The sequence below is a fragment of the Janthinobacterium sp. TB1-E2 genome, assembly GCF_036885605.1.
Lineage (GTDB): Bacteria > Pseudomonadota > Gammaproteobacteria > Burkholderiales > Burkholderiaceae_D > Janthinobacterium > Janthinobacterium aestuarii.
Genome location: NZ_CP142523.1, coordinates 5,936,144 through 5,961,309, shown reverse-complemented (window position 1 = coordinate 5,961,309; position 25,166 = coordinate 5,936,144). Strand labels below are relative to the sequence as shown.

Annotated in this window: 24 protein-coding genes; 15 read left to right on the top strand and 9 right to left on the bottom strand. The window is 63.3% G+C overall.

Annotated elements, in window-relative coordinates; genetic code table 11:
* Positions 1 to 23: 23 nt before the first annotated feature.
* From pyk to OPV09_RS26805, 8 genes are all read left to right on the top strand, one after another.
* Positions 24 to 1,472 carry a pyruvate kinase gene (gene pyk, locus OPV09_RS26840; RefSeq protein ID WP_034780607.1) on the top strand — a complete coding sequence of 483 codons (1,449 nt, stop codon included), beginning with the start codon at positions 24 to 26 and terminating at the stop codon, positions 1,470 to 1,472.
* A 187-nt stretch (positions 1,473 to 1,659) separates the two neighbouring features.
* The gene (gene fba, locus OPV09_RS26835) at positions 1,660 to 2,724 is read left to right on the top strand and encodes a class II fructose-bisphosphate aldolase (RefSeq protein ID WP_338679883.1); all 1,065 of its coding nucleotides are present in this window, start codon (positions 1,660 to 1,662) and stop codon (positions 2,722 to 2,724) included.
* Positions 2,725 to 2,828: 104 nt separating this feature from the next.
* Entirely contained in the window at positions 2,829 to 3,722 is an 894-nt protein-coding gene (locus tag OPV09_RS26830; protein WP_034746123.1) for a phosphoribosylaminoimidazolesuccinocarboxamide synthase, read from the top strand.
* 1 nt (position 3,723) lies between these two features.
* Entirely contained in the window at positions 3,724 to 4,221 is a 498-nt protein-coding gene (purE, locus tag OPV09_RS26825; RefSeq protein ID WP_319990579.1) for a 5-(carboxyamino)imidazole ribonucleotide mutase, read from the top strand.
* A gap of 15 nt (positions 4,222 to 4,236) precedes the next feature.
* Positions 4,237 to 5,433: a 5-(carboxyamino)imidazole ribonucleotide synthase gene (locus OPV09_RS26820; RefSeq protein ID WP_338679879.1), complete on the top strand. Its 1,197-nt coding sequence runs from the start codon at positions 4,237 to 4,239 to the stop codon at positions 5,431 to 5,433.
* Positions 5,430 to 6,449 (top strand): L-threonylcarbamoyladenylate synthase, encoded by a 1,020-nt coding sequence (locus OPV09_RS26815; protein ID WP_338679877.1) that lies wholly within the window; start codon positions 5,430 to 5,432, stop codon positions 6,447 to 6,449. Before OPV09_RS26820 ends, OPV09_RS26815 begins: the two co-directional genes overlap by 4 nt.
* A gap of 241 nt (positions 6,450 to 6,690) precedes the next feature.
* Positions 6,691 to 8,076 (top strand): SGNH/GDSL hydrolase family protein, encoded by a 1,386-nt coding sequence (locus tag OPV09_RS26810; RefSeq protein ID WP_072454931.1) that lies wholly within the window; start codon positions 6,691 to 6,693, stop codon positions 8,074 to 8,076.
* 98 nt (positions 8,077 to 8,174) lie between these two features.
* Positions 8,175 to 8,861: an OmpW/AlkL family protein gene (locus OPV09_RS26805; RefSeq protein ID WP_072454932.1), complete on the top strand. Its 687-nt coding sequence runs from the start codon at positions 8,175 to 8,177 to the stop codon at positions 8,859 to 8,861.
* Positions 8,862 to 8,899: 38 nt separating this feature from the next.
* Here OPV09_RS26805 and OPV09_RS26800 read toward each other — a convergent pair whose 3' ends face one another.
* Positions 8,900 to 9,406: a flavin reductase family protein gene (locus OPV09_RS26800; protein WP_034746143.1), complete on the bottom strand. Its 507-nt coding sequence runs from the start codon at positions 9,404 to 9,406 to the stop codon at positions 8,900 to 8,902.
* A 177-nt stretch (positions 9,407 to 9,583) separates the two neighbouring features.
* Here OPV09_RS26800 and msrA point away from each other — a divergent pair, with 177 nt between their 5' ends.
* Positions 9,584 to 10,117 (top strand): peptide-methionine (S)-S-oxide reductase MsrA, encoded by a 534-nt coding sequence (gene msrA, locus OPV09_RS26795; RefSeq protein ID WP_072454933.1) that lies wholly within the window; start codon positions 9,584 to 9,586, stop codon positions 10,115 to 10,117.
* 22 nt (positions 10,118 to 10,139) lie between these two features.
* On the opposite strand, the gene OPV09_RS26790 is transcribed toward msrA, so the two are convergent.
* Positions 10,140 to 11,387: an SAM-dependent methyltransferase gene (locus OPV09_RS26790; protein ID WP_070301069.1), complete on the bottom strand. Its 1,248-nt coding sequence runs from the start codon at positions 11,385 to 11,387 to the stop codon at positions 10,140 to 10,142.
* Between the two features lie 127 nt (positions 11,388 to 11,514).
* Positions 11,515 to 12,714 (bottom strand): pyridoxamine 5'-phosphate oxidase, encoded by a 1,200-nt coding sequence (pdxH, locus tag OPV09_RS26785; protein ID WP_083292465.1) that lies wholly within the window; start codon positions 12,712 to 12,714, stop codon positions 11,515 to 11,517.
* Positions 12,715 to 12,826: 112 nt separating this feature from the next.
* Here pdxH and OPV09_RS26780 point away from each other — a divergent pair, with 112 nt between their 5' ends.
* Positions 12,827 to 13,684, top strand: coding sequence for a tRNA threonylcarbamoyladenosine dehydratase (locus tag OPV09_RS26780; RefSeq protein ID WP_070301070.1), 858 nt, complete (start codon positions 12,827 to 12,829; stop codon positions 13,682 to 13,684).
* Here OPV09_RS26780 and thpR read toward each other — a convergent pair.
* Positions 13,681 to 14,199: an RNA 2',3'-cyclic phosphodiesterase gene (thpR, locus tag OPV09_RS26775; RefSeq protein WP_070301071.1), complete on the bottom strand. Its 519-nt coding sequence runs from the start codon at positions 14,197 to 14,199 to the stop codon at positions 13,681 to 13,683. The genes OPV09_RS26780 and thpR overlap by 4 nt on opposite strands.
* Before the next feature lie 95 nt (positions 14,200 to 14,294).
* Between thpR and OPV09_RS26770 the strand changes: the two genes are divergently transcribed.
* Together OPV09_RS26770 and cysK are read left to right on the top strand one after the other, a co-directional pair.
* Positions 14,295 to 14,759 carry an FKBP-type peptidyl-prolyl cis-trans isomerase gene (locus OPV09_RS26770; RefSeq protein WP_034746152.1) on the top strand — a complete coding sequence of 155 codons (465 nt, stop codon included), beginning with the start codon at positions 14,295 to 14,297 and terminating at the stop codon, positions 14,757 to 14,759.
* A 99-nt stretch (positions 14,760 to 14,858) separates the two neighbouring features.
* Complete coding sequence (gene cysK, locus OPV09_RS26765; RefSeq protein ID WP_128141793.1) at positions 14,859 to 15,791, top strand: cysteine synthase A; 933 nt, start codon at positions 14,859 to 14,861, stop codon at positions 15,789 to 15,791.
* Here the strand turns inward: cysK and OPV09_RS26760 are convergent.
* Entirely contained in the window at positions 15,752 to 17,053 is a 1,302-nt protein-coding gene (locus OPV09_RS26760; protein ID WP_338679874.1) for an SGNH/GDSL hydrolase family protein, read from the bottom strand. The two genes, cysK and OPV09_RS26760, sit on opposite strands and share 40 nt — an antisense overlap.
* Positions 17,054 to 17,152: 99 nt before the next feature.
* Between OPV09_RS26760 and OPV09_RS26755 the strand changes: the two genes are divergently transcribed.
* Together OPV09_RS26755 and OPV09_RS26750 are read left to right on the top strand one after the other, a co-directional pair.
* A complete protein-coding gene (locus OPV09_RS26755; protein ID WP_338679873.1) occupies positions 17,153 to 18,058 on the top strand; it encodes a LysR family transcriptional regulator in 906 nt (301 codons plus the stop codon).
* Between the two features lie 100 nt (positions 18,059 to 18,158).
* Positions 18,159 to 18,560 carry a DUF2809 domain-containing protein gene (locus tag OPV09_RS26750; RefSeq protein ID WP_070301074.1) on the top strand — a complete coding sequence of 134 codons (402 nt, stop codon included), beginning with the start codon at positions 18,159 to 18,161 and terminating at the stop codon, positions 18,558 to 18,560.
* Positions 18,561 to 18,566: 6 nt separating this feature from the next.
* Here OPV09_RS26750 and OPV09_RS26745 read toward each other — a convergent pair whose 3' ends face one another.
* The 3 genes from OPV09_RS26745 to OPV09_RS26735 form a co-directional block, all read right to left on the bottom strand.
* Positions 18,567 to 21,395 (bottom strand): pitrilysin family protein, encoded by a 2,829-nt coding sequence (locus OPV09_RS26745; protein WP_338679870.1) that lies wholly within the window; start codon positions 21,393 to 21,395, stop codon positions 18,567 to 18,569.
* A gap of 90 nt (positions 21,396 to 21,485) precedes the next feature.
* Positions 21,486 to 21,827: a hypothetical protein gene (locus OPV09_RS26740; protein ID WP_338679868.1), complete on the bottom strand. Its 342-nt coding sequence runs from the start codon at positions 21,825 to 21,827 to the stop codon at positions 21,486 to 21,488.
* Entirely contained in the window at positions 21,828 to 22,556 is a 729-nt protein-coding gene (locus tag OPV09_RS26735; RefSeq protein ID WP_034746168.1) for a hypothetical protein, read from the bottom strand.
* 191 nt (positions 22,557 to 22,747) lie between these two features.
* Between OPV09_RS26735 and OPV09_RS26730 the strand changes: the two genes are divergently transcribed.
* Complete coding sequence (locus tag OPV09_RS26730; protein WP_319990591.1) at positions 22,748 to 24,520, top strand: GGDEF domain-containing protein; 1,773 nt, start codon at positions 22,748 to 22,750, stop codon at positions 24,518 to 24,520.
* On the opposite strand, the gene OPV09_RS26725 is transcribed toward OPV09_RS26730, so the two are convergent.
* A complete protein-coding gene (locus OPV09_RS26725; RefSeq protein ID WP_338679866.1) occupies positions 24,510 to 24,992 on the bottom strand; it encodes a CinA family protein in 483 nt (160 codons plus the stop codon). The two genes, OPV09_RS26730 and OPV09_RS26725, sit on opposite strands and share 11 nt — an antisense overlap.
* Positions 24,993 to 25,166 lie beyond the last annotated feature (174 nt).

Below are 25,166 nucleotides of genomic sequence, written 5' to 3'. Positions count from 1 at the left end.
TTCGCTCGCGCACAAGGACTCCTATGCCACGCGGTACAAAAATCGTAGCAACAATCGGCCCCGCTTCCACTGACTTCGATATCCTGGTCAAAATGATACGTGCGGGCGTCGACGTGGTGCGCTTGAATTTTTCCCACGGCAAGGCGCAAGACCATATCGACCGCGCGGCGCTGGTGCGCCTGGCGGCCGCCGAGTGCGGCCGCGAAGTGGCCATCATGGCCGACATGCAAGGGCCGAAGATTCGCGTCGGCAAGTTTGAAAACACGCGCATCCAGCTCGAAGCGGGCGAGCGCTTCATCCTCGACGCCAAGTGGGGCGAAAACGGTGAACTGGGCAACCAGGAACGTGTCGGCCTCGACTACAAGGCCTTGCCGCGCGACTTGCACAAGGGTGACGTCTTGCTGCTGAACGACGGCCTCATCGTGTTGATCGTCGAGCGCATCCACGGCAGCGAAATCCACACCACCGTCAAAATAGGCGGCGAGTTGTCGAACAACAAGGGCATCAACCGCCAGGGTGGCGGCCTGTCCGCGCCGGCCCTGACGGCCAAGGATATGGAAGACATCAAGACGGCCATGAGTTTCCAGGCCGACTATCTGGCTATTTCCTTCCCGAAATGCGCGACCGACATGGAAATGGCGCGCCAGCTGGCCAATATCGCTGGCGAACCGTATCACCACAAGCCGATGATGATCGCCAAGATCGAGCGGGCCGAAGCCATTCCTGCGCTGCAAGAGATTCTCGACGCTTCCGACGGCATCATGGTGGCGCGTGGCGACCTGGCGGTCGAGGTGGGCAATGCGGCCGTGCCGGCCTTGCAAAAGCGCATGATCAAGATGGCGCGCGCGTCGAATAAATTAGCCATTACTGCCACGCAGATGATGGAATCGATGATCGTCAACGCCGTACCGACCCGTGCGGAAGTGTCCGACGTGGCGAATGCCGTGCTCGACGGCACGGACGCCGTCATGACGTCGGCCGAAACGGCCTCGGGCAAGTACCCGATCGAGACGGTGGAAATGATGGCCGCCATCTGCGTGGAAGCAGAACAGTCCGAATACAACAAGCTCGATGCCGATTTCCTCAACGTCACGTTTACCCGCATCGACCAGTCGATCGCGTACGGCGCGCTGTTTACGGCCCACCATTTGCGCGTCAAAGCCATCGTGGCGCTGACGGAATCCGGTTCCACCGCCTTGTGGATGAGCCGCCACAGCATCGACACGCCAATCTACGCGTTGACTCCTAGTGTGACGACTTTGCGCAAAGCCGCGCTGTATCGCAATGTTCGGGCGTATCATCTGATGCAGAACGCCCCCAGCGCGCAAGTGCTGAAGCAGGCGGAAGAGCTGCTGGTGGCGCAGGGCATCGTCCGCAAGGGCGACATGATCGTCGTCACCTGGGGCGAGCCGATGGGGCAGGTGGGCGGCACGAATGCCTTAAAAATCGTCACGGTCGGCGAATTCGAGTAAGAACGCCCACAAACCGCCCAGGGCGTTGTTGCATTGCCTCGTCGTACTAGTCGTACTGCCTTCGGCAACGCGCCTAGCCCTGAGCAGTTTGCTGGACGTTCTGGTTTGGTTGAAAGAATTCAGGCGCCGCCGCGGTCATTGACCGCGAAGCGCCGCAACGGTTTCTATTGTTATCTGGAGTATTACCATGTCTCTCGTATCCATGCGTCAACTGCTGGACCATGCCGCCGAAAACGGTTATGGCATTCCTGCTTTCAACGTCAACAACCTGGAGCAAGTGCAAGCCATCATGGCCGCCGCCGATGCGCTCAACAGCCCGGTGATCATGCAAGCGTCCGCTGGCGCGCGCAAGTACGCCGGTGAAGCCTTCCTGCGCCACCTGATCGACGCCGCCGTCGAAGCGTATCCGCACATCCCCGTCGTCATGCACCAGGATCACGGCCAGTCGCCGGCCGTCTGCATGGCCGCCATCCGCTCGGGTTTTACTTCCGTGATGATGGACGGTTCGCTGGAAGCGGACGGCAAGTCGGTTGCTTCCTACGAATACAACGTGGAAGTATCGCGTGAAGTCGTAAAATTCTCGCACGCCATCGGCGTGACGGTGGAAGCGGAACTGGGCGTGCTCGGTTCGCTGGAAACCATGAAGGGCGACAAGGAAGACGGCCACGGCGCCGACGGCACCATGACCCGCGAGCAACTACTGACGGACGTGGCACAAGCGGCCGACTTCGTGCAGCGCACCCAGTGCGACGCCCTGGCGATCGCCATCGGCACCTCGCACGGCGCCTATAAATTCACGCGCAAGCCGACGGGCGACATCCTGGCCATCGACCGCATCAAGGAAATCCACGCGCGCATCCCGAACACCCACCTGGTGATGCACGGTTCCTCGTCGGTGCCGCAAGAATTGCTGGCCATCATCCGCGAATTCGGCGGCGACATGAAGGAAACCTACGGCGTGCCAGTCGAGGAAATCCAGGAAGGCATCCGTCACGGCGTGCGCAAGATCAACATCGACACCGATATCCGCCTGGCGATGACGGCTGCGATCCGCAAATACCTGTTCGAGAACCCGTCGAAATTCGACCCGCGCGACTACCTGAAGCCAGCCCGTCTTGCTGCAGAGCAAATCGTACGCGCCCGCATGCAGGCATTCGGCTGCGAAGGCCAGGCGTCGAAAATCAAGGCGATGCCACTGGAAAAAATGGCCGAGCGCTACAGGGCCGGCGAGCTGTCGCAAATTGTGAAGTAAAATTCTGTCTGGAACGGGCCGGAGGCAATCCTCCGTGCCCGATTTTCTCGACCGGCAGGCACCCCTTGCCTGCCGGTTTCGTTTCATCCAACTATTCCCCCGCTATGAACAGCCTCTATCAGACTTCCATCCACTCCCTGCCATTGCTGGGCCACGGCAAGGTCCGCGACAATTACGCCGTTGGCGACGACAAGATCCTGATCGTCACCACGGACCGCCTGTCGGCCTTCGATGTCGTCATGAACGAGCCTATCCCCGGCAAGGGCAAGGTTCTCAACCAGATGAGCGATTTCTGGTTCGAGAAACTGGGCCATATCGTGCCGAACCACCTGACCGGCGTGGCGCCGGAATCCGTGGTGGCGCCCGAGGAAGTGGAACAAGTCAAGGGCCGCGCCGTCGTGGCCAAGCGCTTGAAACCGATCATGGTCGAGGCGGTCGTGCGCGGCTACATCATCGGTTCGGGCTGGAAAGATTACCAGGACACGGGCAGCATCTGCGGCATCAAGCTGCCAGCGGGCCTGCAACAGGCGGAAAAATTGCCGGAGCCGATCTTCACGCCGGCGGCCAAGGCCGAGCTGGGCGAGCATGACGAAAACATCAGCTTTGCTGAAATGGAAGAGCGCATCGGCGCGGAACTGGCCGCCAAGATGCGCGACGTCGCCATTCAACTCTACAAGACGGCCGCCGAATACGCTGCCACGCGCGGCATCATCATCGCCGACACCAAGTTCGAATTCGGCCTGGACGACAATGGCGTCATGCATTTGATGGATGAAGTGCTGACGGCCGACTCGTCGCGCTTCTGGCCCGCCGATTCGTATCAGCCTGGCATTTCGCCACCGTCGTTCGACAAGCAATTCGTGCGCGACTACCTGGAAACGCTGACCTGGGGCAAGACCGCACCGGCGCCAGCGCTGCCGGCCGACGTCATCGAAAAAACCCAGGCCAAGTACTTCGAAGCCATCGAACGCCTGACGGGCGAGAAGCTGAAGGCCTGAGATGATTGAGCAAAACAAGCCGCTGGTCGGCGTCATCATGGGCTCGTCTTCGGATTGGGACGTGATGCAGAACGCGGTCGCCATGCTGAAACAGTTTGGCGTGCCGTACGAAGCGCAAGTCATTTCCGCGCACCGCATGCCCGACGAGATGTATGCGTACGCGAAAAGCGCGCGCGCGCGCGGTTTGCGTGCCATCATCGCCGGCGCCGGCGGCGCGGCCCACCTGCCTGGCATGGTGGCGGCGATGACCATCGTGCCCGTGCTGGGTGTGCCCGTGCCGTCGAAATACTTGCGCGGCGAAGATTCCATGCTGTCCATCCTGCAAATGCCCAAGGGCGTGCCAGTGGCCACCTTCGCCATCGGTGAAGCGGGCGCGGCGAATGCGGCGCTGACGGCGGTAGCGATGCTTGCCGCCAATGACGACGCCCTGGCCGAGCGCCTGGAAGCGTTCCGTGCCACGCAAACGGCCGCCGCCAAGGCCATGGTCTTGCCTGATTAATGTGTTTGAAAAATAATGAATAGTAAATCGACTTCCCCATTGCTGCCCGCCGCCAATCCACCGGCGTGGCTGGGCGTGATGGGTGGCGGCCAGCTCGGCCGCATGTTTGCCCAGGCGGCCCAGAGCATGGGCTATCAGGTGGCCGTACTGGAACCATCGGACGCCTGCCCTGCGGGGCAGGTGGCGCAGCGCCTCATCAATGCTGGCTACAGCGATGCAGCCGGTCTCGACGCTCTGGCGGCGCAATGCCTGGCCGTCACCACGGAATTCGAGAATGTGCCGGCCGACAGCCTGTCGCGCCTGGCCGAACGCGTGTTCGTGGCGCCGAACGCCCATGGCGTATCGGTGGCGCAGAACCGCATCGCGGAAAAGCGTTTCTTTGTCGACTGCGCGGCCAAGTCGGGCGTGCTGCCGGCGCCGCACATGGTGATCGCCACGCAAGACGATATCGACGCCATCGGCGACGACTTGTTGCCGGGTATCTTGAAAACCGTGCGCATGGGCTATGACGGCAAGGGCCAGTTCCGCGTGCGCACGCGCGACGAGGTGCGCGCCGCCTTTGCGGAAATGGGACAAGTAACTTGCCTGTTGGAAAAGATGCTGCCGCTGGCGTATGAAGTGTCCGTGCTGACGGCGCGCGGCGTGGATGGCGAATCGGTCGTCTATCCGATCGCCGAGAATGTGCACCGCGACGGCGTCTTGTTTACCACCACCGTGCCGGGCCCGAACGTGTCCGACGATTGCGCCACCAAGGCGCAGCGCGCGGCGCAAGCCATGGTGGCCGAACTCGGTTACGTCGGCGTGCTGTGCATCGAATTTTTCGTGCTGGAAGACGGCAGCCTGGTGGTCAATGAAATGGCGCCGCGCCCGCATAACAGCGGCCACTACACGATGGATGCCTGCGTTACGAGCCAGTTCGCGCAGCAGGTGCGGGCCATGGCGCGCTTGCCGCTGGGCGACGTGCGCCAGCATTCGCCGGCCGTGATGCTCAACATCCTCGGCGACGCCTGGTTTGCCGGCGACAGCGATGTGGTCACTGAACCGGCGTGGGACCAGGTGCTGGCGTTGCCGGGCGCCTGTCTGCATCTATATGGCAAGGACGATCCGCGCCGTGGCCGCAAGATGGGCCATTTGACCTTCATCGCCGCCACGTTGCCGCAGGCGCAGCAGCGGTTGCGCGACGCTTGCCTGATCCTGGGAATCGCGCCGTGAGCGTGCCCGCACAAGACCTGGCGGCGGCCGCTGCCGTGCTGGAAGAGGGCGGCCTCGTCGCCTTCCCGACGGAAACCGTGTATGGCCTGGGCGCCGATGCGGAAAACCCGGCCGCCGTGGCGCGCATCTATGAAGCCAAGGGCCGTCCCTCGGACCACCCCGTGATCGTGCACGTGGCGCCTGGGGCCGACCTGGCGCACTGGTCCGACGATATTCCTGTCGAGGCCGAACAACTGGTGGCCGCTTTCTGGCCCGGTCCGCTGACCCTGATCGTCAAGCGCGCCGCGCATATCCCCGACGCCGTGTCCGGCGGCCAGGATACGGTGGGTTTGCGCTGCCCGTCGCACCCGGTGGCTATCGAATTGCTACGCACTTTCAAGGGCGGCAAGGGCGGCCTGGCCGCGCCGTCGGCAAACAAATTCGGCAACGTCAGCCCCACCACGGCGCAGCACGTGCGCGATGAATTCGCGGCGGAACTCGACAGCGGCTTGCTGGGCGCGGTGCTCGATGGCGGGCAGAGCGACGTGGGCATCGAGTCGACCATCGTCGACCTGTCGCGCCTGGCCACACATGGTCCCGTATTGTTGCGTCCCGGCCATATCAGCAGCGAGCAGATCGCCGCCGTCATCGGCCGCGCACCGGCTGTTGCCGATGCAGCCGCGCCGCGCGCCTCGGGTACCCTGGAATCGCATTACGCGCCACATACGCCTGTTGCGATGCAGCACAGCGATGACGTGAGCGCCACCTTGAACCGCCTGCTCAACGACGGGCGCCGCGTGGCCCTGATCCATTACTCGGATCTGCCGCCGGCCAGCGCCAGCGTGCGCCTGGCCGCCAAGCCGGAAAACTACGCACATGCGCTGTATGCCTCGCTGCGCACGATGGACCAGGTCGGCGCCGAACTGATACTCGTCGAAGCGCCTCCGACCGGCCCTGAGTGGCTGGGCGTCAATGACCGTTTGCGGCGTGCCGCGTTCGGCTCAAGTGGTATCTTGCAGCAATTCCTGTCCGTCTGAAAAAAGCCCCGCAAGGGGCTTTTTATTGATGCAGCGCAATAGCAATGCTTGCCACGAAACATAGTAAATCCTCCATAATTCAGCAGATCGGCCGCTCGTGACAGGGCGCTGGCGATGTTGTTATTTCGTTGATTTTTAAAACATATTTTCTATACAAGCCTGAGGAACGATGGCATATTAGTTGGGTAGCGAATAGCACGCCCGTTCGTTTAGAAACCAGAAAAAAGACCGAGGAGACAAAATGCATCAAACAAAATTCGCGCTGGCCGTGCTGGCTGCGGCTGTCCTGGCAGGTTGCGGCGGCGCCAGTGGCGGTGATCAAGCCTTGAAAGTCAAATACACGGCGCAGGTGTCGTTCGGCGACAGCCTGTCCGATGTCGGCTCGTATGCCGTGGGTACGGTGCAGGCCAAAGGTGGCGGCAAGTTCACCATCAATGGCGACAATACCAAGATCAATCCTGAACTGACGGGCAAGAACTGGACCGAGCACCTGGCCGCGCAATTCGGCCTGGCCGCGCCATGCGCCGCCGAGACGGGTCTGGAGGGGAATGCGTCGCAAGGCCTTTCCGTACCGCGCGTCAAGCATGCCGGCTGCTACGGCTACGCCATGGGCGGTTCGCGCGTCACCAACCCCGTCGGTCCGAACAACAAATTGACGGGCAGTCCGCTGGGCGCCCTGACCGTCCCCGTGGTGACGCAGATCGCGAACCACCTGGCCGTTTCCGGCGGCAAGTTCAGCGGCACGGAAGCCGTTTTCGTGATGGCCGGCGGCAATGACGTGCTGTTCCAGCTGGGCGCATTGCAAGCAGGCGCGACCGCTGCTGGCCAGGCTGCCGGCGCGGCCGCTGGCGCCCAGGCTTTCGCCACCAACCTGGCCATGGCTCTGGCCGCTGGCGCCACCACCCCTGCGACGGCAGCAGCTGCCATCGGCGCCGCCATCAAGACGGCCAGCGCCGCGCCGGGCGCCACGTCGACGACCATCGTCGGCGCCGCCGTGCAAGCCGCCGTGATTGCCGGCAATACGAATGCCCCAACCCTGGCCCCCGCCCTGGCCGCCAAGGCGCAAGCCGATGCGACGGTGACGGGTAACGCTGCCGGCGCCAAGGCCGGTGCCGATTACGCCGTGGCTCAGGGACCGACGCTGGTTGCCGCCATGAAACAAGCGGGTACCGAACTGGTGGCGCTGGTCAAGGACCAGATCATCGCCAAGGGCGCCAACTATGTCATCGTCAACAATCTGCCTGACGTGGCCGGTACGCCGTCGGGCCTGAGCAAGGATGCCAATACCAAGGCGCTCATCAACGCCATGGTCAGCGCTTTCAACGGCGAACTCAGTGGCGGCCTGAACGGCAACGCGAAAGTCTTGCTGGTCGACGTGTTTGCCGTCAGCCATGACCAGGCCACCAACCCTGGCCCGTATGGCTTGACCAACGTCAGCGAGACGGCGTGCGACTTGAGCGCGCCAGGCAATATTCTGGGCAGCTCGCTGGTCTGCAATGGCACGAACCTGAAAGCGGGCGACGTCAGCCACTACTCGTATGCCGATGATGTGCATCCTACGCCGTTCAACAACCTGCTGCTGGCACGTTATGTGGCCAAGGACATGGTTGTGCGCGGCTGGCTGTAAGGATGGCCGTGCCAGCTGCGTCTCCGGGGCGCGGCTGGCGCTGGCAGCGACAAGACTCGATAGCGGAACACTCCGCACACAATGAATCAGGAGACAAGATGAAGAATCGTTTGAATACCGCTGTACGCGTGCTGGCCGCGGCCGCCGCGATGGCCATGGCGACGGGCGCTTCGGCGCAAAGCGCAGGCACCTGGATGGTCAAGGCCGGCGTCAACAAGATCACGCCGCACGTCGACAGTGGCGACATTTCCGCGCCGGCATTGCCGAACACCAAGGCCGACGTCAAGGCGGACACCAAGCCCATCCTGACCTTTGCCTACATGATCACGGACAATATTTCCGCTGAAATGATCCTGGGCGTGCCGTACAAGCATGAGCTGGTCGGCGATGGTTCCATCAAGGGTACGGGCAAGCTGGGGACGGCGGAAGCCTTGCCGCCGACGGCCTTCATCCAGTACCGTTTCTTCCAGCCCAATGCGATGATCCGTCCTTACGTGGGCGCGGGTTTGACATATGCCTATTTCCAGAAAGAAAAAGGCTCGGGCCAGATGACGGCCTTGCTCGATCCGGGTGGAAAACCGGTCACCTATCGCCTGGACAACAAGCTGGCAGGCAGCCTGGTGGTTGGCAGCACCCTGGCGATCAACGAGCGCTGGTTTGCCGACGTGGCCGTGGTCAAGACTTTCCTGAAAACCAAGGCGAAATTCTCGACGGGGCAGACGCAGAGCATCACGCTCGACCCGCTCGCCGTGAGTGTCAGCATCGGGTATAACTTTACCCTGTAAAACAAAAAATCCGCCTCGGCGGATTTTTTTTGTCCCGCTCAGGCTGGCGGTGTATTGAACTTCCCATTGTGGAAGATCAAGGGCGGTTGCGCGGCAAACGCGCATTGTTCCACTTCGCCCACGAAAATGACGTGGTCGCCTTCCGGATAGCGGCTGCGGTTGTGGCATTCAAACCAGGCCGACGCGCCTTTCAGGATGGGCTGGCCCGTGCGCGACAGTTCGTATTCGACGTCGTCGAACGGGTTCGGGGTGCGGCGTGAAAAGCGCGTGGCCAGTTCCGCCTGCTCGGCACCGAGCACGTTGATGACGTAATGCGAGTTGCCGCTGAAGATGGGCATGCTGTTCGCCACGGAACCGAGGCTCCACAGCACCAGCGGCGGCGACAGCGAGACGGAATTGAAGGAACTGGCCGTCAAGCCGCGGAAACTGCCATCGGCCAGGCGCGTCGTAATGACCGTCACGCCGGTGGCAAACTGCGACAGTGCCTGGCGGAAATGTGCCGTATCGAATTCTTGCGCTGGCGCGCGGGGAGAGCGTGTGTTCATGGGTGACCTGTCTATTTGCTGACATTATGCCAAAAATCGGCCACGCCAGCGCAATCGTGGCCGGCATGCCCCTTATGTGCGGTGCACCACGCACCGTTTCAAGCGGCACTGCAGGCTATGGCGCTTTGCGTTACAGTAATGAAATGATACGTCGCAGAGGCGTTGCGGGAGGACATCATGCATCAACAGACGGAATTGGCGGTATTCGGCGGTGGCTGTTTCTGGTGCCTCGATGCCGTGTACGCGGAAGTGCGCGGCGTGACGCGCGTCGAGGCCGGCTATACGGGCGGCAGCGTGCCCAACCCCACATATGAACAGGTGTGCACGGGCGAGACAGGCCACGCGGAAGTCGTGCGCCTGGAATTCGATCCCGCCGTCATCAGTTATCACGACTTGCTGGAAATCTTTTTTACTTTGCACGACCCCACCACCATGAACCGGCAAGGCAACGATGTCGGCACGCAATTTCGCTCCGTCATCCATTACCAGTCGGCGGAGCAGGAAAAGGTGGCGCGCAAGGTGCTCGCCGAGATGGCCGGCGTGTGGGATGCGCCCATCGTCACGCAGCTGGCGCCGGCAGCCACCTTTTATCCGGCCGAGGAGTACCACCAGAATTATGTCGAGCAGCATCCCTTGCAGGGCTATTGCGCGCTCGTCGTCGCGCCCAAGGTGGAGAAATTCCGCGCCATGTACGCGGGGCGCCTGAAGTAAGCGCCCCGCACGCGTCCGTCTGTCAGGGCGTGAGCACGGGCGCCGGCCTTGTTTCCTGCGTATTCTCCTGCGCATACATGTAGTTGCGCGACCAGGGCAAGGTGGACGAACGCCGCCCCGCCTTCACGCAGACGATCTGGTACAGGCTGATCAAATCTTGCTCGAAGGCATAGGCGCAACCAGCCAGGTAGACGTGCCAGATGCGGAAGCGCCGTTCGCCCGCCAGCGGACGGATCTGCTCGGCATGGGCTTCGAAATTTTCCGTCCACAGGGCGCAGGTGCGCGCATAGTGGCGCCGCAGGTTTTCCACGTCCAGCACTTCCAGTCCCCCCTGCTGCATGGTTTTCAGGACATTGCCGATGTGGGCCAGCTCGCCATGCGGGAACACATATTTTTCGATGAATTCGCCGCCGCCGTACGGCGTTTCGCCATTGTCCGGATCGGTCGAGGTGATGCCGTGGTTCATCGCCATGCCGTCCGGCGCCAGCAGCTTGTTGATGATGGAAAAGTAGTTGGGCAAATGTTTCAGGCCCACATGCTCGAACATGCCCACGCTGGTGATGCGGTCGAACTGGCCCGTCACGTCGCGGTAATCTTGCAGGCGGATATCGATCAGGTGCGCCAGGCCGGCCGCCGCCACGCGCTCGCGCGCCAGCGCGTACTGGTTTTCCGACAGGGTCACGCCCACGCAACGGGCGCCATATTGCTGCGCGGCACGCATGACGAGCGCGCCCCAGCCGCAGCCGATGTCGAGCAGGGTCTGACCCGGCTGCAGCTGGATTTTTTTCAGGATATGGTCGATTTTCTTGACTTGCGCCTGCGCCAGGGTTTCATCGCCCTGTTCGAAATAGGCGCAGGAATACACGAGGCCGGGGTCGAGAAACTGCTCATAGAAGGCATTCGACACATCGTAGTGATAGCGGATGGCTTCCGCATCCTTGCTCTTGTCGTGCGTAAAGCTGCGCACGATGCGGGCCAGCTTGCCTTCCGGCTTCAGGGTATTGCGTGCCAGGGCATTGCAGATGGAAATCATGTCCTGGGCCGTGCCCTTGACTTCGATATTGCCTTCCACATAGGCCGAACCCAGATTCGCCAGCGACGGGTTCAGCAGATAGCGGGCCGAGGCGACGGTTGGCAGGCGGATGGTGACTCTGGGCGCTTCGCTGGACAGGTCGACGTGCTGGCCGTTCCACAATTCTATGCGTAGCGGCAAGGCGGTTTTGCTGCGGATGCTGGCGATCCAGGACTTGAGTTGGTTTTGTACAAACAAAATGGCCTCCAATGAAGCGGCCCCGGCTGGAGCCGCAAATTGAGAAACAATGTCATTTAGTAACTTCTAACGTCATAGCCTACACCGATATTGACCAGCTTGCTTTGCGCCGCCTTGGCTATCCTGCTTATGGTTGCAAGCGCTGCATGCTCCATTGCCCGTCGGCACCGCGCGTAAACACGATGCGGTCGTGGAAGCGCGAACGGCGCCCCTGCCAGAATTCGATGCGCTCCGGCTGCAGGCGGTAGCCGCCCCAGTGGGCCGGGCGCGGCGGCTGCGCGTCGCCAACGGCGGCGGCCACGGCTTCGTAATTGCTTTCCAGCGCGGCACGGCTGTCGATGGGCGCGCTTTGCTGCGAGGCAATCGCCGACAGCCGGCTTTGCAGGGGACGCACATTGAAATACTCGTCGCTCTCGGCCGCCGTGGTTTTTACCACCGTGCCCTCGATGCGCACTTGCCGCTCCAGCTCGCGCCAGAAGAACAGCAGCGCCGCGTGCGGGTTGTGTTCGAGATGCTGGCCCTTGTCGCTGTGGTAATTCGTGTACCAGGTAAAGCCCCGCTCGTCGAACTGCTTGATCAGCACGATGCGCGAGCTGGGCTTGCCATCAGGGCTGACGGTGGACAAGTCCATGGCGTTCGGCTCCATCACTTGCGCGTTGACGGCCTCGGCAAACCATTTCTGGAACTGGGCGATGGGATCGGCCAGCACGTCCGTCTCGCTCAGGCTGGACTGGACGTAATCGGTGCGCATGGCGGCCAGCACGGCGGCCGCGTCCGCCACTTCTGGCAGATCGGGCGCGATGCCGCGGCGGCGCTGCATGGCCGTGCCCAGCTGCTCCATCTGCTGCGCGCTGAACAGGCGCTTGGCCATGGGCGCCAGCTGGCCCTCTTCCTTGCTCATATGGGCATGGTAGGCGGCAACGTAGGCGGCCACGCCATCGGCGGACAGCTGCGTGCCCGTACCGGCCGCGATCGCGTCCAGTTCCGGGCGCAGGGTCAGCCAGGCCTGGTCCATGCGCTGGTGGTCGGCCAGGATTTCCGGCACCAGGGTCGTCAGCAGGGCGGCATCGTCGCCCGTGGCGGTCGCTTGCAGCATCGGCATCAAGTCCTGCTCTTCATCGTCATGGTGCAGATGGGCGGCTTTATTGAAATATTGCAACACCGCCTTGGCCGCCTGCTGCGCATCCGCCGTGTTGCCGTGCTGCGCCAAATGGCCCAGCAGTTTTTGCAGGGTCGTCAGCTGCTTGCGGATCTTGTCGTGACAATGCTTGAGCACGGCGATGGGCTGGTCAAAGCCGGGAACGGAGTCGAACAGGGGAGAGGTCATGGCGAGTTCTCGTGGTGGGCGGTGTGGGGGCGTGGCGACAGTGCGGCTTGTCGCTGTGTCAATTCGGCTATTTTAGAATATCCGTCAGCGCAGTGTCCGTTAAAATGGCGCCATGCATACCTCCACCAATGAACTAATTTCCATGGACTTGACCGAGATCGATTTTGAGCGGCGTTTCGGCGGCATCGCCCGCCTGTACGGCGCGCCCGCGCTGGAGCGTTTCCGCGCCGCCCATGTGTGTGTGATCGGCGTGGGCGGCGTCGGTTCCTGGATCGTCGAAGCGCTGGCGCGCAGCGCCATCGGCCGCCTGACCCTGATCGATCTCGACAATGTTGCCGAATCGAACATCAACCGCCAGATCCAGGCCATGAGCGACACCATTGGCCAGGCCAAGATCACGGCCCTGGCCGAACGCATCGAGCTGATCAATCCGTTTTGCCAGGTCACGCAGATCGAGGATTTTATTACCCCCGATAATCTGGACCAACTGCTGGGCGGGCGCGATTTCGACTACCTCGTTGATGCCATCGACAATGCCAAGGCGAAAGCGGCCGTGATCGCATATTGCCGCGCGCGCAACATTCCCATGCTGACCATCGGCAGCGCGGGCGGGCAGACGGACCCGACCCTGATCGCCGTGCGCGACCTGTCGAAAACGGAACAGGAACCGCTGCTCAAGCGAGTACGCAAACTGTTGCGTACCGAATATGGTTTTCCCCGTGGCGTGAAAAACAAATTCAATGTCGACGCCGTGTTTTCCATGGAACCGTTGAGCACGCCCGAGAGCGCCGAAGCGTGCGCCATCGATGGCGGCGCGCCCGCCGGCGTGACGGGCCTGAACTGCGCCGGCTTCGGTTCCAGCGTGGTGGTGACGGCCAGCTTCGGCATGGTGGCGGCTGCGCATGCGCTGAAAAGCTTGCGCCAGGACAAATTGTCCGAGGTGCCCGTGTCGATACCGGACGCCGCCTAGCTTAATTTCCTGCTGGCCAGGATGCGGTAGTCGCCGCTGCTCTTGAGCGATTCCACCAGCACCAGCTCGTCCGCCAGCCAGGCGATGGGCGCGAAGTCCCCGATGGCCGGCGGCGGCGCTTGGCGCGCCAGGGTCACGTGCGGCGTAAAACGGTCGTGCTCGAAGCGGGGCGCCAGTCCCTGTTCCGCCAAGTTACGCATGCAGGCCGCGCGCAAGTCCAGCAGGGCGGGCGACGGCTGCGCCAGGGCGGCCCAGGCCAGCGCCAGCTTCGTAAAATGGCTGGCGTGATCGAACAGCAGGGGCATGGGATGCGCCGGTGTGTGCGCCAGAATGTCCAGCAGGGGCGGCAGGTCGCTGGCCGGGCGCTGGCCCAGGAAGGCCAGGGTCAGGTGCAGCTTGTCCGGACGCACGGGTTTGCCTTCCAGGCGCGCCTGCCAGGCGGCCAGGGCCGCGCGCGTGGCCGCATCAGGCCACAGCGCGTAAAACAGGCGGGGGCAGTGTGTATCGGGCGACAAGTTTTTCCTATCGTTGCGGCGGTTTGCTATTATTGGCGTTCCCTGCCCACTTGCACTGGCAGGGATCTTACCGAAACTCACTGAAAGAATACATCATGACGCGTAGCTCCGTTTTGTTTGCCCTGATCTGCTCCGTCGCCGCGTCGCTGGCGCAGGCACAGGCGCCAGCGCCTGTTCCCGCCTCGGCCGTCTCGCTGAGCCCCGGCCCTGTCGCCGATAAATTGATCCTGATCGACAACAAGGTCGGCACGGGCAAGGAAGCGTCCGTCGGCAGTAACGTCACCGTGCACTACACGGGCTGGCTCTACCGTCCGCTGGCGAAAGATTCGCGCGGCAAGAAGTTCGACAGCTCCGTCGGTCGTGGCCCGTTTGACTTCCCGCTCGGCAAGGGCATGGTCATCAAGGGTTGGGACCAGGGCGTGGCCGGCATGAAAGTGGGCGGCAAGCGCACCCTGATCATTCCAGGCGAACTGGCCTACGGTCCGCGCGGCGCCGGCAATGGCGACATTCCGCCGAACTCGGCACTGATCTTCGACGTGGAATTGCTGGACGTGAAGTAATTGTTCAGTTTGGCGGCGGCGCATGCCCGCGCCGCCGCCATTTACGCTCTGAAACGCGGTAGACTGGGTTCTCCTGAAATTGCTGTGGAGACCACACCCATGAACATCGCCAACGACGTCACTGAACTGATCGGCAACACCCCGCTGGTGCGCATCAACCGCATCGCCGCCGGCAGTGTGGCCACCATCCTGGCCAAACTCGAATTCTACAATCCCGCGCACAGCGTCAAGGACCGCATCGGCTTGGCCATGATCGTCGCCGCGGAAGCCGCAGGCAAGATCCATTCCGATACCGTCATCGTCGAGCCCACCAGCGGCAACACGGGCATCGCGCTGGCCATGGTATGCGCCGCGCGCGGCTACCGCTGCACCCTCGTCATGCCCGACACCATGAGCCGCGAACGCCGCATCCTGCTGCGCGCCTATGGCGCCGAGCTGGTGCTTACGCCCGGCAGCGAAGGCATGCTGGGTGCCATCCGCAAGGCCGAGGAACTGGTGGCGGCCGACCCGCGCTACCTGATGCTGCAGCAATTCAACAATCCCGCCAATCCCGCCATCCACCGCGCCACGACGGCCGAGGAAATCTGGCGCGACACGGATGGGCAAGTGGACATCGTCGTTGCCGGCGTGGGCACGGGCGGCACGATTACCGGCATCGGCGAAGTGCTGAAGGAACGCAAGCCCGGCCTGCAAGTGATCGCCGTGGAACCGGAAGCGTCGCCGATGCTGTCGAAGGGCACCAAGGGACCGCACCCGATCCAGGGCATCGGCGCCGGTTTCGTGCCGCAGATTTTGAACACGGCCATCTACGACGAAATCATTTGCGTCAAGAACGACGACGCCTTCGCCACGGCGCGCCTGGCCGCGAGCGATGAAGGCTTGCTGGTTGGCATCTCGTCGGGCGCCGCCTTGTGGGCTGCCCTGCAAGTGGCACGCCGTCCGGAAAACGCGGGCAAGCACATCGTCACCATCATCCCCTCGTTCGGCGAGCGCTACCTGAGCACGGCTTTGTACGCAGGCCTGGGCGACTGATTTGTAAATAGTCGGGACAGGTCTGTCCCTTCCGCCAGCGCCCGGTTGCCTGCGTCGCCCGGGTGCCGGTGGTCGCCCGAGTCGTAGGCGGGCAGCAGGCGCAGCGTGTGCGCCGGATCGCGCGCCAATGCGTCGAAGTCGAGCACCGCATCAAAGCTGCCGCTGGCGCGTATCCACGCATTCAATTGCTGGCGCAGCGCATCTTTTTCTGGCTGGTAATAGTTGCTCAAGGGCGTGCCGGGCAGGGCGCCTTCGAATGGCGTCAGGGTGGCCGCGATCACGCGCACACCACGGCTGTGCGCCTGGGCGATCAGTTGGGTGTAGCCGTTTGTTAACTCCTCCAACGTCGGCCGTTTTGACCGTGGCGCAAACGCCGTGCCGGGCCAGCTGATGTCATTGATTCCCAACAAGACGATCACCGTGCGCACGCCTGGTTGCGCCAGCACGTCGCGTTCGAAGCGGGCCTGGGCATTGTCTCCCATGCCGTCGGACAACAGCCGCGCGCCGGAAATGCCCGCATTGATCACGGCCACGCCGTGCGGCGCCAGACGCTTGGCCAGGAAATCGGGCCAGCGCGCATCCATCCCCAGGCTGGCAGTGGCGCCATCGGTAATTGAATCGCCGAGGATGGCCACAGTTTGCGCTCCCTGCGCCCCCGGCGCCGCTTCCACCTGGATGGCACTCAGTAAAAGGCGCGCCGTGGTGGTCTGCATGCCAGGCGCGTCATCGATGCGCGCGGCCCGCGTCTGGTCCTGCGGGGCGATCCACGCCGTCTCGCGCCCATCCCAGTGAAACGTGGAGACGGGACTGGCTTGCGGCAGGTGGATGCTCACCGTCAGGCGAGCCAGGTCCGGCACGGACAGGTCAACGGGGTCGCTGACGAGCGGCGCGCCCGGCGCCACGCTGGCTGCCGGCTGGCCGGAAAATGTGAGCGTGCGCAGGCTGCCCGCTTCGATGGCCGAACCGGAAGAGGCCAGCGCCACGGTGGCCGCGCCGATGCGTAGCGGCACCTTGCCATACGCATTCGACAGCACGATGCGCACGCGCGGGCCGCCCACGCTGAGGCGCGCCACTTGGCGCACGGTTTGCCCGTGCAGCACGGCGGGTACATTGCTGGGGAACAGGAAATCGCTGCTCCACACGGCGTGGGGGCTGGCCGTCCAGCTGGCCAGCCAGGAGGGTGCGGGATCGACCGCATGAGCGGCGGGAGCACTCAGCGCCAGGCTCAGCAGGATGGCGGGGAAGAGGGACAATCGTTGCATGGCGGCTCGCTTCATCAAGGGGAATGCCTGCATGATGAAAGCAAAGCCATTTATGTACTAGACTATCTCATCGAAGAACATTTATGAGTTGAATTCACAATGGCCAGACTGGAAGTGAACCGCTCCGGCGAGCTGGAAGTGTTCGTGCGCGTGGTCGAGCTGGGCGGCTTTTCCGCCGCCGCGCGCGCTTGCGGCATGACGCCGTCGGCCGTCAGCAAGCTCGTCTCGCGGCTCGAAGAGCGCCTGGGCGCGCGCCTGCTGAACCGCTCCACGCGCCAGCTGCAGCTGACGGCCGAGGGTTGCGGCCTGTACGAACGGGGACAGCACGTGCTGGCGGCGCTGGACGAGGCCGAGCGCTGCGCGGGCGTGCAGGACGTGCCGCGCGGCAGAATCAAGGTCAATGCGAACGTGCCCTTCGGCCAGCATTTCTTGTTGCCGCTGGCGCCGTTGTTTCTCGAACGCTATCCCGAGGTGACGCTCGACATCGTGCTCACGGACGCCGTGGTCGATATCCTCGAGCAGCGCACGGACGTGGCCGTGCGGGCGGGGCCATTGAAAAGTTCCAGCCTGCTGGCGCGCAAGCTCGGCCAGACGCGCATGGCCATCGTGGCATCGCCAGCCTACCTGGCGCGGCGCGGCACGCCGTTGACTGCCACCGACCTGGCATCGCACAACTTGCTCGACGCCAATTACGTGCGCGCCCGCTCGGGCTGGCCGCTGCGCCTGCCCGAGGGCGACATCGTCGTGCCCGTCGCGGGCAATGCGCAAGCGAGCGATGGCGAAGCCTTGCGGCAACTGGCGCTGGCGGGACTGGGGCTGGCACGCCTGGCCGCTTTCCAGGTGCGCGCCGATATCGCGGCCGGCCGGCTGCAGGCCGTGCTGGAAGAGTGCAATCCCGGCGACAGCGAGGAAGTGCATGCCGTGTTCGTGGGGCAAGGCGGGCATGTGCCGCTGCGCGTGCGCGTGTTTCTCGATTTCCTGGCGCAGCACGTCGACCTTGGCTGAGGTTGTCCAAGCGCATTAGGCTACAGGCAGACACGGCCGCGCAGTACAATATCGGACGGGCCGCAATGGTTCGGCCCGTATTGTGCCTTTGAATGGAAATATGTTCCTGGTAAAACCTGAACGCCGCCGCCTGCTGCAGGTGGGCGCAACCGTGGCTGTCATCGCGCTGGGCCTGGCCTCGCGCGCCTTTCCCCAATTCGTCCCTGCCGCGCTCGGCAAGTATCCGGGCGACGCCCTGTGGGCCATGATGATCGTCTTTGCGCTGGGCATTGTCGCCACGCGCATGCGCACGTGGCAGCTGGCGCTGACGGCCTTGCTGATCTGCTTTGCCGTGGAATTCGGCCAGCTATACCAGGCGCCGTGGATCGTCGCGTTGCGCGCGCATCCGCTGGGACACCTGGTGCTGGGTTCCGCCTTCGGCTGGGTCGACCTGATCGCCTACACGGCGGGCGTGGCGATCGCGGCGCTGGTGGATCAAGCGGCGCTGTTCAAGCGCCGCTAATCCTGATTACTTGACGTTACCTTCCGCGTCGCGCAATTCGACGGGCGCCAGCTTCAGCTTCGACAATTGCGGAGCGATCTTCGCCTTGTCGCCCACGCCGATGACGATCAGCTTTTCCGGCTGCAGGTATTTCTTCGCCACCTGCTGCACCTGCTTGTCCGTCACGCTGGCAAAGCGCTGCGGCAAGGTCGTGTAGTAGTCGAGGCCCAGGCCGTAGATATACGTGTTGGCCATGCTGGCGCTGATGCTGGCATTCGTCTCGAACTGGCCGGGCAAGGACAGCACTTGCGAGTTGCGCGCATTCGCCAGTTCTTGGCGAGGCAAGGGTTTTGCGATCATGGCGCGGATTTCCCTGACGGTTTCCGATACGGCCGGGCCCGTCACATCGGTGCGCACGCTGGCGGCAATCGAGAACGGTCCAGGCTGATTGCGGTACTGGAATTGCGAACGCACGCCATAGGTGTACCCCTTTTCTTCGCGCAAGTTGGTGTTCAGGCGGCTGGTAAACAAACCGCCCAAGGCTGCGTTCATCACTTGCAGCGGCGCGTAATCGGGCGTGGCGCGCGGCACGGCGATGGTTGACAGGCGCACGGCCGTTTGCGGCGCACCCGGCTTGTCGACCAAAATCAATTTTGCCTTCGTCGTCTGCGGCGCCGCAGCCACGGATGGCGCCACCGTGCCTGCCTTCCAGCTGCCAAACTTCGCTTCGGCCAGCGCCTTCAATTCCGCCTCGCCGATATCGCCCGAAACGATCAGCGCCGCATTGTTCGGCAGGTAATGCTGCTGCCAGAAACCTTGCAGGTCGGCGCGGCTGGCCGCTTTCAAGGCTGCTTCCGTGCCCAGCTGGATGTAGCCATATGGATGCTGCGGGCCATACAGGGCTGCCGCTTCCACTCTGGCCGCCACGGCGCCCGCGTTTTCGCGCTGCTGCGCCAGTTCACCGATGCGGCTGGCGCGCTGGCGCTCGACTTCTTCCTGGGGGAATTGCGGGTGCAGCACCACGTCGGCCAGCACGTCGAGCGCTTGCGGGAACGTGGCTTTGAGCGACGTCAGCTGGGCGAACGACGCGTCCACGCCGGAGCCGGTATTGAGCAGGGCGCCCAGCTGCGCCACGTCGTCGGCGATCTGCGGCGCGCTGCGCGTGGCCGTGCCTTCCTGCAGCAATTGCGCCGTAAAGCTCGACAAGCCCGGCTGCGCCAGCGGATTGGCGCCCGAGCCGCTTTTCACCACAAGCTGGCTGGACACGAGCGGCACGGCCCCGTTGTAGTGGTGGATCACGGTCAGGCCGTTCGCCAGGGTGAACGATTTTCCTTGCGGTAAAACAATCTTCGGTGCGGGATCGGCCTTCGGCACGGCATTGCGCCATGGTTCGTCCGCATTGATGGCCGTGCCAGGCGCAGGCTTGACCTTGCCCGGCGCCGGCGTCGGCACTTCCGCGCCCAGGTCCGGCGTGCCGGGCACGCCATAGACCACCACGCGCGACTGGTTCTTCAGGTACTGGTCGACGGCGCGCTGCACGCCGGCCACCGTCACCTGGCGGTAGCGTTCGATATCCTTGGCCAGGTAACCGGGGTCGCCCACGTACTGGTTGTATTCGTTGAGCAAGTTGGCCACGCCGTGGCCGCCCATTTTTTCCACTTGGCTCAGCATGCTCGTCTCGATGCTGTTGCGCGCGCGCTCCAGTTCCTTCTCGGTCGGGCCCTTGGCGCGCAATTGTTCCAGCTCCGCCTGCAAGGCTTGCTCGATTTCCTCGGGCTTGCGGCCCGGGCGCGCCGTCGCGTCGATGGTGAAAATCGACGTGAGGGCGTTCGAGCCCTGGCTGGCGCCCACGTCCTGCGCGATCTGCTTGTCGTACACGAGGGATTTATATAAACGGCTGGACTTGCCGCCGGCCAGGATGTGCGCGGCCATCGACAGTTCCGCGTCGTCCCTGGTGTAGGCGGACGGCGTCAGCCAGGCCATGAAGACGCGCGGCAACTCGACCCGGTCCTGTACCACGATGCGGCGTTCCTGCGTGATGGGCGGCGTCACGACATTCGGTTTTGGCACGGCCGGGCCGCTCTTGAAGCTGCCGAAGTATTTGTTGACCAGTTCCTTGGTCTTCGCCTTGTCGATGTCGCCTGCAATCACGAGGCTGGCGTTGTTGGGACCATAGTATTTGGTGAAGAAATCCTTGATGTCGGCCAGTTTCGCGTTCTGGATGTCCGCATGCGAACCGATGACGCTGGCGTAATACGGGTGGGTCTTGGGAAACAGCTGATGGTACAAGGCTTCCTGCACGATGCCGTACGGCGCATTCTCCACGCTCTGGCGGCGCTCGTTGCGCACGACGTCCTGCTGGTTCGTCAGCGCCGTCTGGTCGAGCACGTCGAGCAGATAGCCCATGCGGTCGGAATGCGTCCACAGGGCCAGTTCCAGCTGGTTCGATGGCACCGTGTCGAAATAATTGGTGCGGTCGAAATCCGTGCTGCCGTTCGAATCGGTGGCGCCCGCGCCTTCGAGCAACTGGTCGGCCATGCCGCGCGGCACGTGCTTGGTGGCGGCAAACATCATGTGCTCGAACAAATGCGCAAAGCCCGTCAGGCCCGGCGCTTCATTCGCCGGTCCCACGTGGTACCAGATGTTGACGGCCGTGACGGGCAATTTATGGTCTTCCACGAGAATCACGTCGAGGCCGTTCGGCAAAGTGTATTTCTCGTAGGCGATATGGGGCACGGACGTCGCCCCTGTCGTGACGGCCGCATCGGCCGCATCGGCAGCATGGGCGAGGGTGAGCGGGGCGCCGTACAGCGACAGCAGCAGGGCGGGAATGGCCAGCAGTTTGATCGGTTTCATGCATGCTTCCAGGGATGGGTGGAGAAGACGCTGCGGCTCGCTCGTGGCTGGCGCAGCGCGACGGTGCTACGGTCGTTACTACGGCCGGTGCTACAGTTTATACAGCAGGGCCGCACCGCCGAGCACCAGCAGCGCGCTGGCGATGGAGACGATGGCAGCCGCGCCCAGCAAGCGCCATTCGCGCGGAGAAAGCCAAGCGGCGGACAGGGGCGCTTGCGGCGCAGCCTGGGGCACGGCCGCAGGCAAGCCGCCCGCCGCGCGCGCCTGGGCCGCCAGCGCCTGCGTGGCGGCGTCGAGCAGGGCCAGCTGGCGCTCGACGGTTTCCGCCAGCACGGCTTCGTTCAGCGCCACGAGGGCGAATATCGGGTCATCGACGTCGACCTTGATGCCCGTCTTGTCGAACACGTGGCTGCGCAGTTTGTGCTGGTCCATCTACCACTGCACCTTGTCGAGCTGTTCGAAGATGTCGCGGTAGACGACCTTGATGCGCTGCTTTTCCATGATGTTGAACTTGTCGTTCTGCAGCACTTCCTGCATCGTCAGGCGCGCCGTGTTCATTTTCTTGACGTCCGCGCCAAAGGTGTCGGGATTGCGCTGGCTCAAGGTGATGCTGCCTTTCACGCGCGCGCGGTTGTCGCTGTACGACTGCGATTCGACGAACTGCTTGCCGGACGCCGATTGCAGCAGGCCGAAGTGTTCGTTTTGCCACAGCACCAACGGCACCTTCGTCGATTGGGCTGTCGCGACAAAGCCCGTGGCCGTGTCGTGCAAGGTATCGCCGCCGCCGACGATGGTGTGGATGTACACCTTGCGGCCCGATTCTTCCAGCAGCGAAAAACAGTCGTTCTCCAGCAAGTAGCCCATCAGCGGCGAAAATGTGTTCGCGCCATTGTCGATCACGCAGTTGCCGTCCGTGTCGAGAATGTCGATCATCAGCGCGTCGAAGCGTTTCGGGTCGATGTTGCGCGCATCCGTCATCACGGGCACGTGCTTGACGTTCATCGCCTTGTAGCGCGAGAACGTGGCGTTTTCCTGATCGGTGTCATAGCAGCGCAAAGGCGTGTCGTCCTTGCCGCCTATCCACTGGGCCAGCAGGGTCGAGACGAGGGTCTTGCCGATGCCGCCCTTGCCCTGCAGGATGAAATGTACCGTGTTTTGCATTGCGACTACTCCAAGTTGTTGCGTCAGTGACAATCAAAGATCCGTGACAGCGGCGACTGGCATTTTTACCACAATCCTTTGCAAATATGCCATGCGGAACAGCGAATCTGGTTATGATGTTAATCAGGATACCATTGATGTAGAGCAAGTTTTGTGTGAAAAATCCACCCAAGAGTGTGAACGAGGACGCAGTGCCGATCTCCAGTCTCGATAAAGCCGACATTGACCGTCTAAATCAGCAAGCCCTGTCTTGCCTGGTCGGCAACCGCCGCCAGGCGCGCCGGCTGGCGCAGATGGCGCTGGCGGCCGCGCAACGGCAACAGTATGCGCGCGGCGGCGCGTATGCGGAACTCAATCATTGCTGGCTCGCGTATTACGCGGGCGAGGCCGAACCGTCATGCGAGCGCCTGGGCGCGTATTTCCAGCACAGCGGCGACCTGGAAGGGGGCATGGAAGTGGCCGCCCTGCAGGGCGCGTATGCGAGCCGGCGCGGCGATTTTGCCGATGCCGAGCAGCATTTCCTGCAGGCGCGCAGCCAGGCCGCGCAGATACCCGACTCGCTGCACAAATTCATGCTGTATGCGCGCCTGGGCGTCGATGCCCTGAACCGTGGCGATACGCAGGACGGCCCGCGCAATTTCCTGCTGGCGCTCGACATCGCCGAGCGCTTCGGCAGCCCCGCGCACCGGGTCAACAGCCTGTCGAACCTGGCGTCGTCGCAGCATGACCTGGGCAACGATGAAGACGCGATTCCCCTGCTGGTCGAGGCGCTCGAAATCATCGGCACGCAAAAGCTCAAATACCAGCAAACCATCGTGTCGGCCAACCTGGCCATGTGTTTATTGGCCACGGGCAAGCCGGCCGAGGCGCTGGCGCTGGTGGAACCGTTTTACGAGTGGCCGGAAGAAGACCTGGCCGTGCGCGCCTTTCTTTTCTGCATCGCCGCCCACGCCGCGATCCTGCTGCGCCAGCCCGACAGTGCCCTGCAATTGCTGTTGCGGGCCGAAGAGTACGCGCGCCGGGGTCAGGACCTGGAAGAGCAGATGCATGCGTGGCTGGTGCGCGGCAAGCTGGACTTGCACGCGGGCCAGACGGCGCAGGCGCTGGCGTCGCTGACGCAGGCGCACAGCCTGCTGAGCTGGACGCGCAATCCGTTTCACCAGCAGCAGATCCTGCGCGGCTTGTCCGACATCAATGCCCAGCTGGGCGAATGGCAGGCGGCGTATGGTTTCCTGCAGCAATACCAGGCCGCGTACGAGGCCAGCAGCAAGTCGGCGCGCGCGTCGCGCAGCCTGATGCGCAATCTGGAAAAGGAAATGCACAGCCTGAAAGCCGAGCGCGACAAGGCGCTGGAGCTGCAGGCCGCGCGCGAATCGGAAAACGTCAAGCTCGAACACCTGAACCGCGAACTGGCGCACCAGATCCTGCACGTCAATTCCCTGCAGGATAGCCTGAAGGAGCAGGCCATGCGCGACCACCTGACGGGCCTGTACAACCGCCGCCATTTTGAAACCTGCCTCAATGCTATCCTGCACGAGGCCGATGCGGATGCGCCCGTGGCCATCGCCATCATCGACCTGGATTTTTTCAAGCGCGTCAACGATACCTACGGGCACAACTTTGGCGACGAAGTGCTGATCCAGTTCGCGCGCCTGGTGGAAGGCCAGCTGCGCGGCACCGATATGGTCTGCCGCTATGGCGGCGAGGAATTCTGCCTGCTGTTGCGCGAAGCCGACAGCCTCATCGCGGCGCACAAGATCGACGATATCGCCGCGCGTTACCGCCAGCTGCTGATCCAGCAGGCGCCGCACAGCTTGACGGGCTGTACCTTTTCGGCCGGCATCGCCGAATATCCGCGCCACGGCGCCGGCCGCCACGAATTGCTGATGCGCGCCGATAGCGCGCTGTATGCGGCCAAGCAGGCGGGCCGCGACCGCGCCTGCATCGCCGACGCTACTGGATAAAGCGCAGCAGTTCGCGCAGCGCGTGCGCCACGGCCTGCTCGCGCACGGCCTGGCGGTCACCCGAAAATACCAGCCGCTGCGTCTGCACGCGCCCGTCCATGGCCCAGCCGAAGCAGACAGTGCCGACGGGCTTGCCCGGCACGCCGCCCGTGGGGCCGGCGATGCCCGTGGTCGAGACGGCCACCTGGGCTTCGCTGTGGACCAGGCTGCCTTGCGCCATGGCGGCGGCCACTTCCTCGCTGACGGCGCCGTGTGCGGCAATCAGTTCGGCAGGCACGCCCAGCATGCCGCTCTTGGCCCCGTTGGAGTACGTAACGAAACCCCGTTCGAACCAGGCGCTCGAGCCCGAGATATCGGTGACGGCCTGCGCCACGCCGCCGCCCGTGCACGATTCGGCCGTGGCCAGCAGCAGGCCTTTCGCCTGCAAGGCCAGGCCGACTGCGGTGGAGAGGGGGACGAGTTCGTTGCTCATGGATGACTCCTGCATGCGGTGAAAATGGTGGCAAGACTGTAGCATGGCCGACGGCAAAAGAAACTTTCCCCGGTACCAGCGAAAATGCGTACACTCTTTTATACATTTGCTACCACTTCGGGCCGGCAGGCGCTCTGTCGCTGCGCCACCCAGGTGCGCATCGCTCGAACAGGC

Excerpts from the sequence above, each read along its gene's own strand:
- pyk (WP_034780607.1), top strand. The coding sequence starts at position 24 with ATGCCACGCGGTACAAAAATCGTAGCAACAATCGGCCCCGCTTCCACT.
- fba (WP_338679883.1), top strand. The coding sequence starts at position 1,660 with ATGTCTCTCGTATCCATGCGTCAACTGCTGGACCATGCCGCCGAAAAC.
- OPV09_RS26830 (WP_034746123.1), top strand. The coding sequence starts at position 2,829 with ATGAACAGCCTCTATCAGACTTCCATCCACTCCCTGCCATTGCTGGGC.
- purE (WP_319990579.1), top strand. The coding sequence starts at position 3,724 with ATGATTGAGCAAAACAAGCCGCTGGTCGGCGTCATCATGGGCTCGTCT.
- OPV09_RS26820 (WP_338679879.1), top strand. The coding sequence starts at position 4,237 with ATGAATAGTAAATCGACTTCCCCATTGCTGCCCGCCGCCAATCCACCG.
- OPV09_RS26810 (WP_072454931.1), top strand. The coding sequence starts at position 6,691 with ATGCATCAAACAAAATTCGCGCTGGCCGTGCTGGCTGCGGCTGTCCTG.
- OPV09_RS26805 (WP_072454932.1), top strand. The coding sequence starts at position 8,175 with ATGAAGAATCGTTTGAATACCGCTGTACGCGTGCTGGCCGCGGCCGCC.
- OPV09_RS26800 (WP_034746143.1), bottom strand. The coding sequence starts at position 9,406 with ATGAACACACGCTCTCCCCGCGCGCCAGCGCAAGAATTCGATACGGCA.
- msrA (WP_072454933.1), top strand. The coding sequence starts at position 9,584 with ATGCATCAACAGACGGAATTGGCGGTATTCGGCGGTGGCTGTTTCTGG.
- pdxH (WP_083292465.1), bottom strand. The coding sequence starts at position 12,714 with ATGACCTCTCCCCTGTTCGACTCCGTTCCCGGCTTTGACCAGCCCATC.
- OPV09_RS26780 (WP_070301070.1), top strand. The coding sequence starts at position 12,827 with ATGCATACCTCCACCAATGAACTAATTTCCATGGACTTGACCGAGATC.
- OPV09_RS26770 (WP_034746152.1), top strand. The coding sequence starts at position 14,295 with ATGACGCGTAGCTCCGTTTTGTTTGCCCTGATCTGCTCCGTCGCCGCG.
- cysK (WP_128141793.1), top strand. The coding sequence starts at position 14,859 with ATGAACATCGCCAACGACGTCACTGAACTGATCGGCAACACCCCGCTG.
- OPV09_RS26760 (WP_338679874.1), bottom strand. The coding sequence starts at position 17,053 with ATGCAACGATTGTCCCTCTTCCCCGCCATCCTGCTGAGCCTGGCGCTG.
- OPV09_RS26755 (WP_338679873.1), top strand. The coding sequence starts at position 17,153 with ATGGCCAGACTGGAAGTGAACCGCTCCGGCGAGCTGGAAGTGTTCGTG.
- OPV09_RS26750 (WP_070301074.1), top strand. The coding sequence starts at position 18,159 with ATGTTCCTGGTAAAACCTGAACGCCGCCGCCTGCTGCAGGTGGGCGCA.
- OPV09_RS26745 (WP_338679870.1), bottom strand. The coding sequence starts at position 21,395 with ATGAAACCGATCAAACTGCTGGCCATTCCCGCCCTGCTGCTGTCGCTG.
- OPV09_RS26740 (WP_338679868.1), bottom strand. The coding sequence starts at position 21,827 with ATGGACCAGCACAAACTGCGCAGCCACGTGTTCGACAAGACGGGCATC.
- OPV09_RS26735 (WP_034746168.1), bottom strand. The coding sequence starts at position 22,556 with ATGCAAAACACGGTACATTTCATCCTGCAGGGCAAGGGCGGCATCGGC.
- OPV09_RS26725 (WP_338679866.1), bottom strand. The coding sequence starts at position 24,992 with ATGAGCAACGAACTCGTCCCCCTCTCCACCGCAGTCGGCCTGGCCTTG.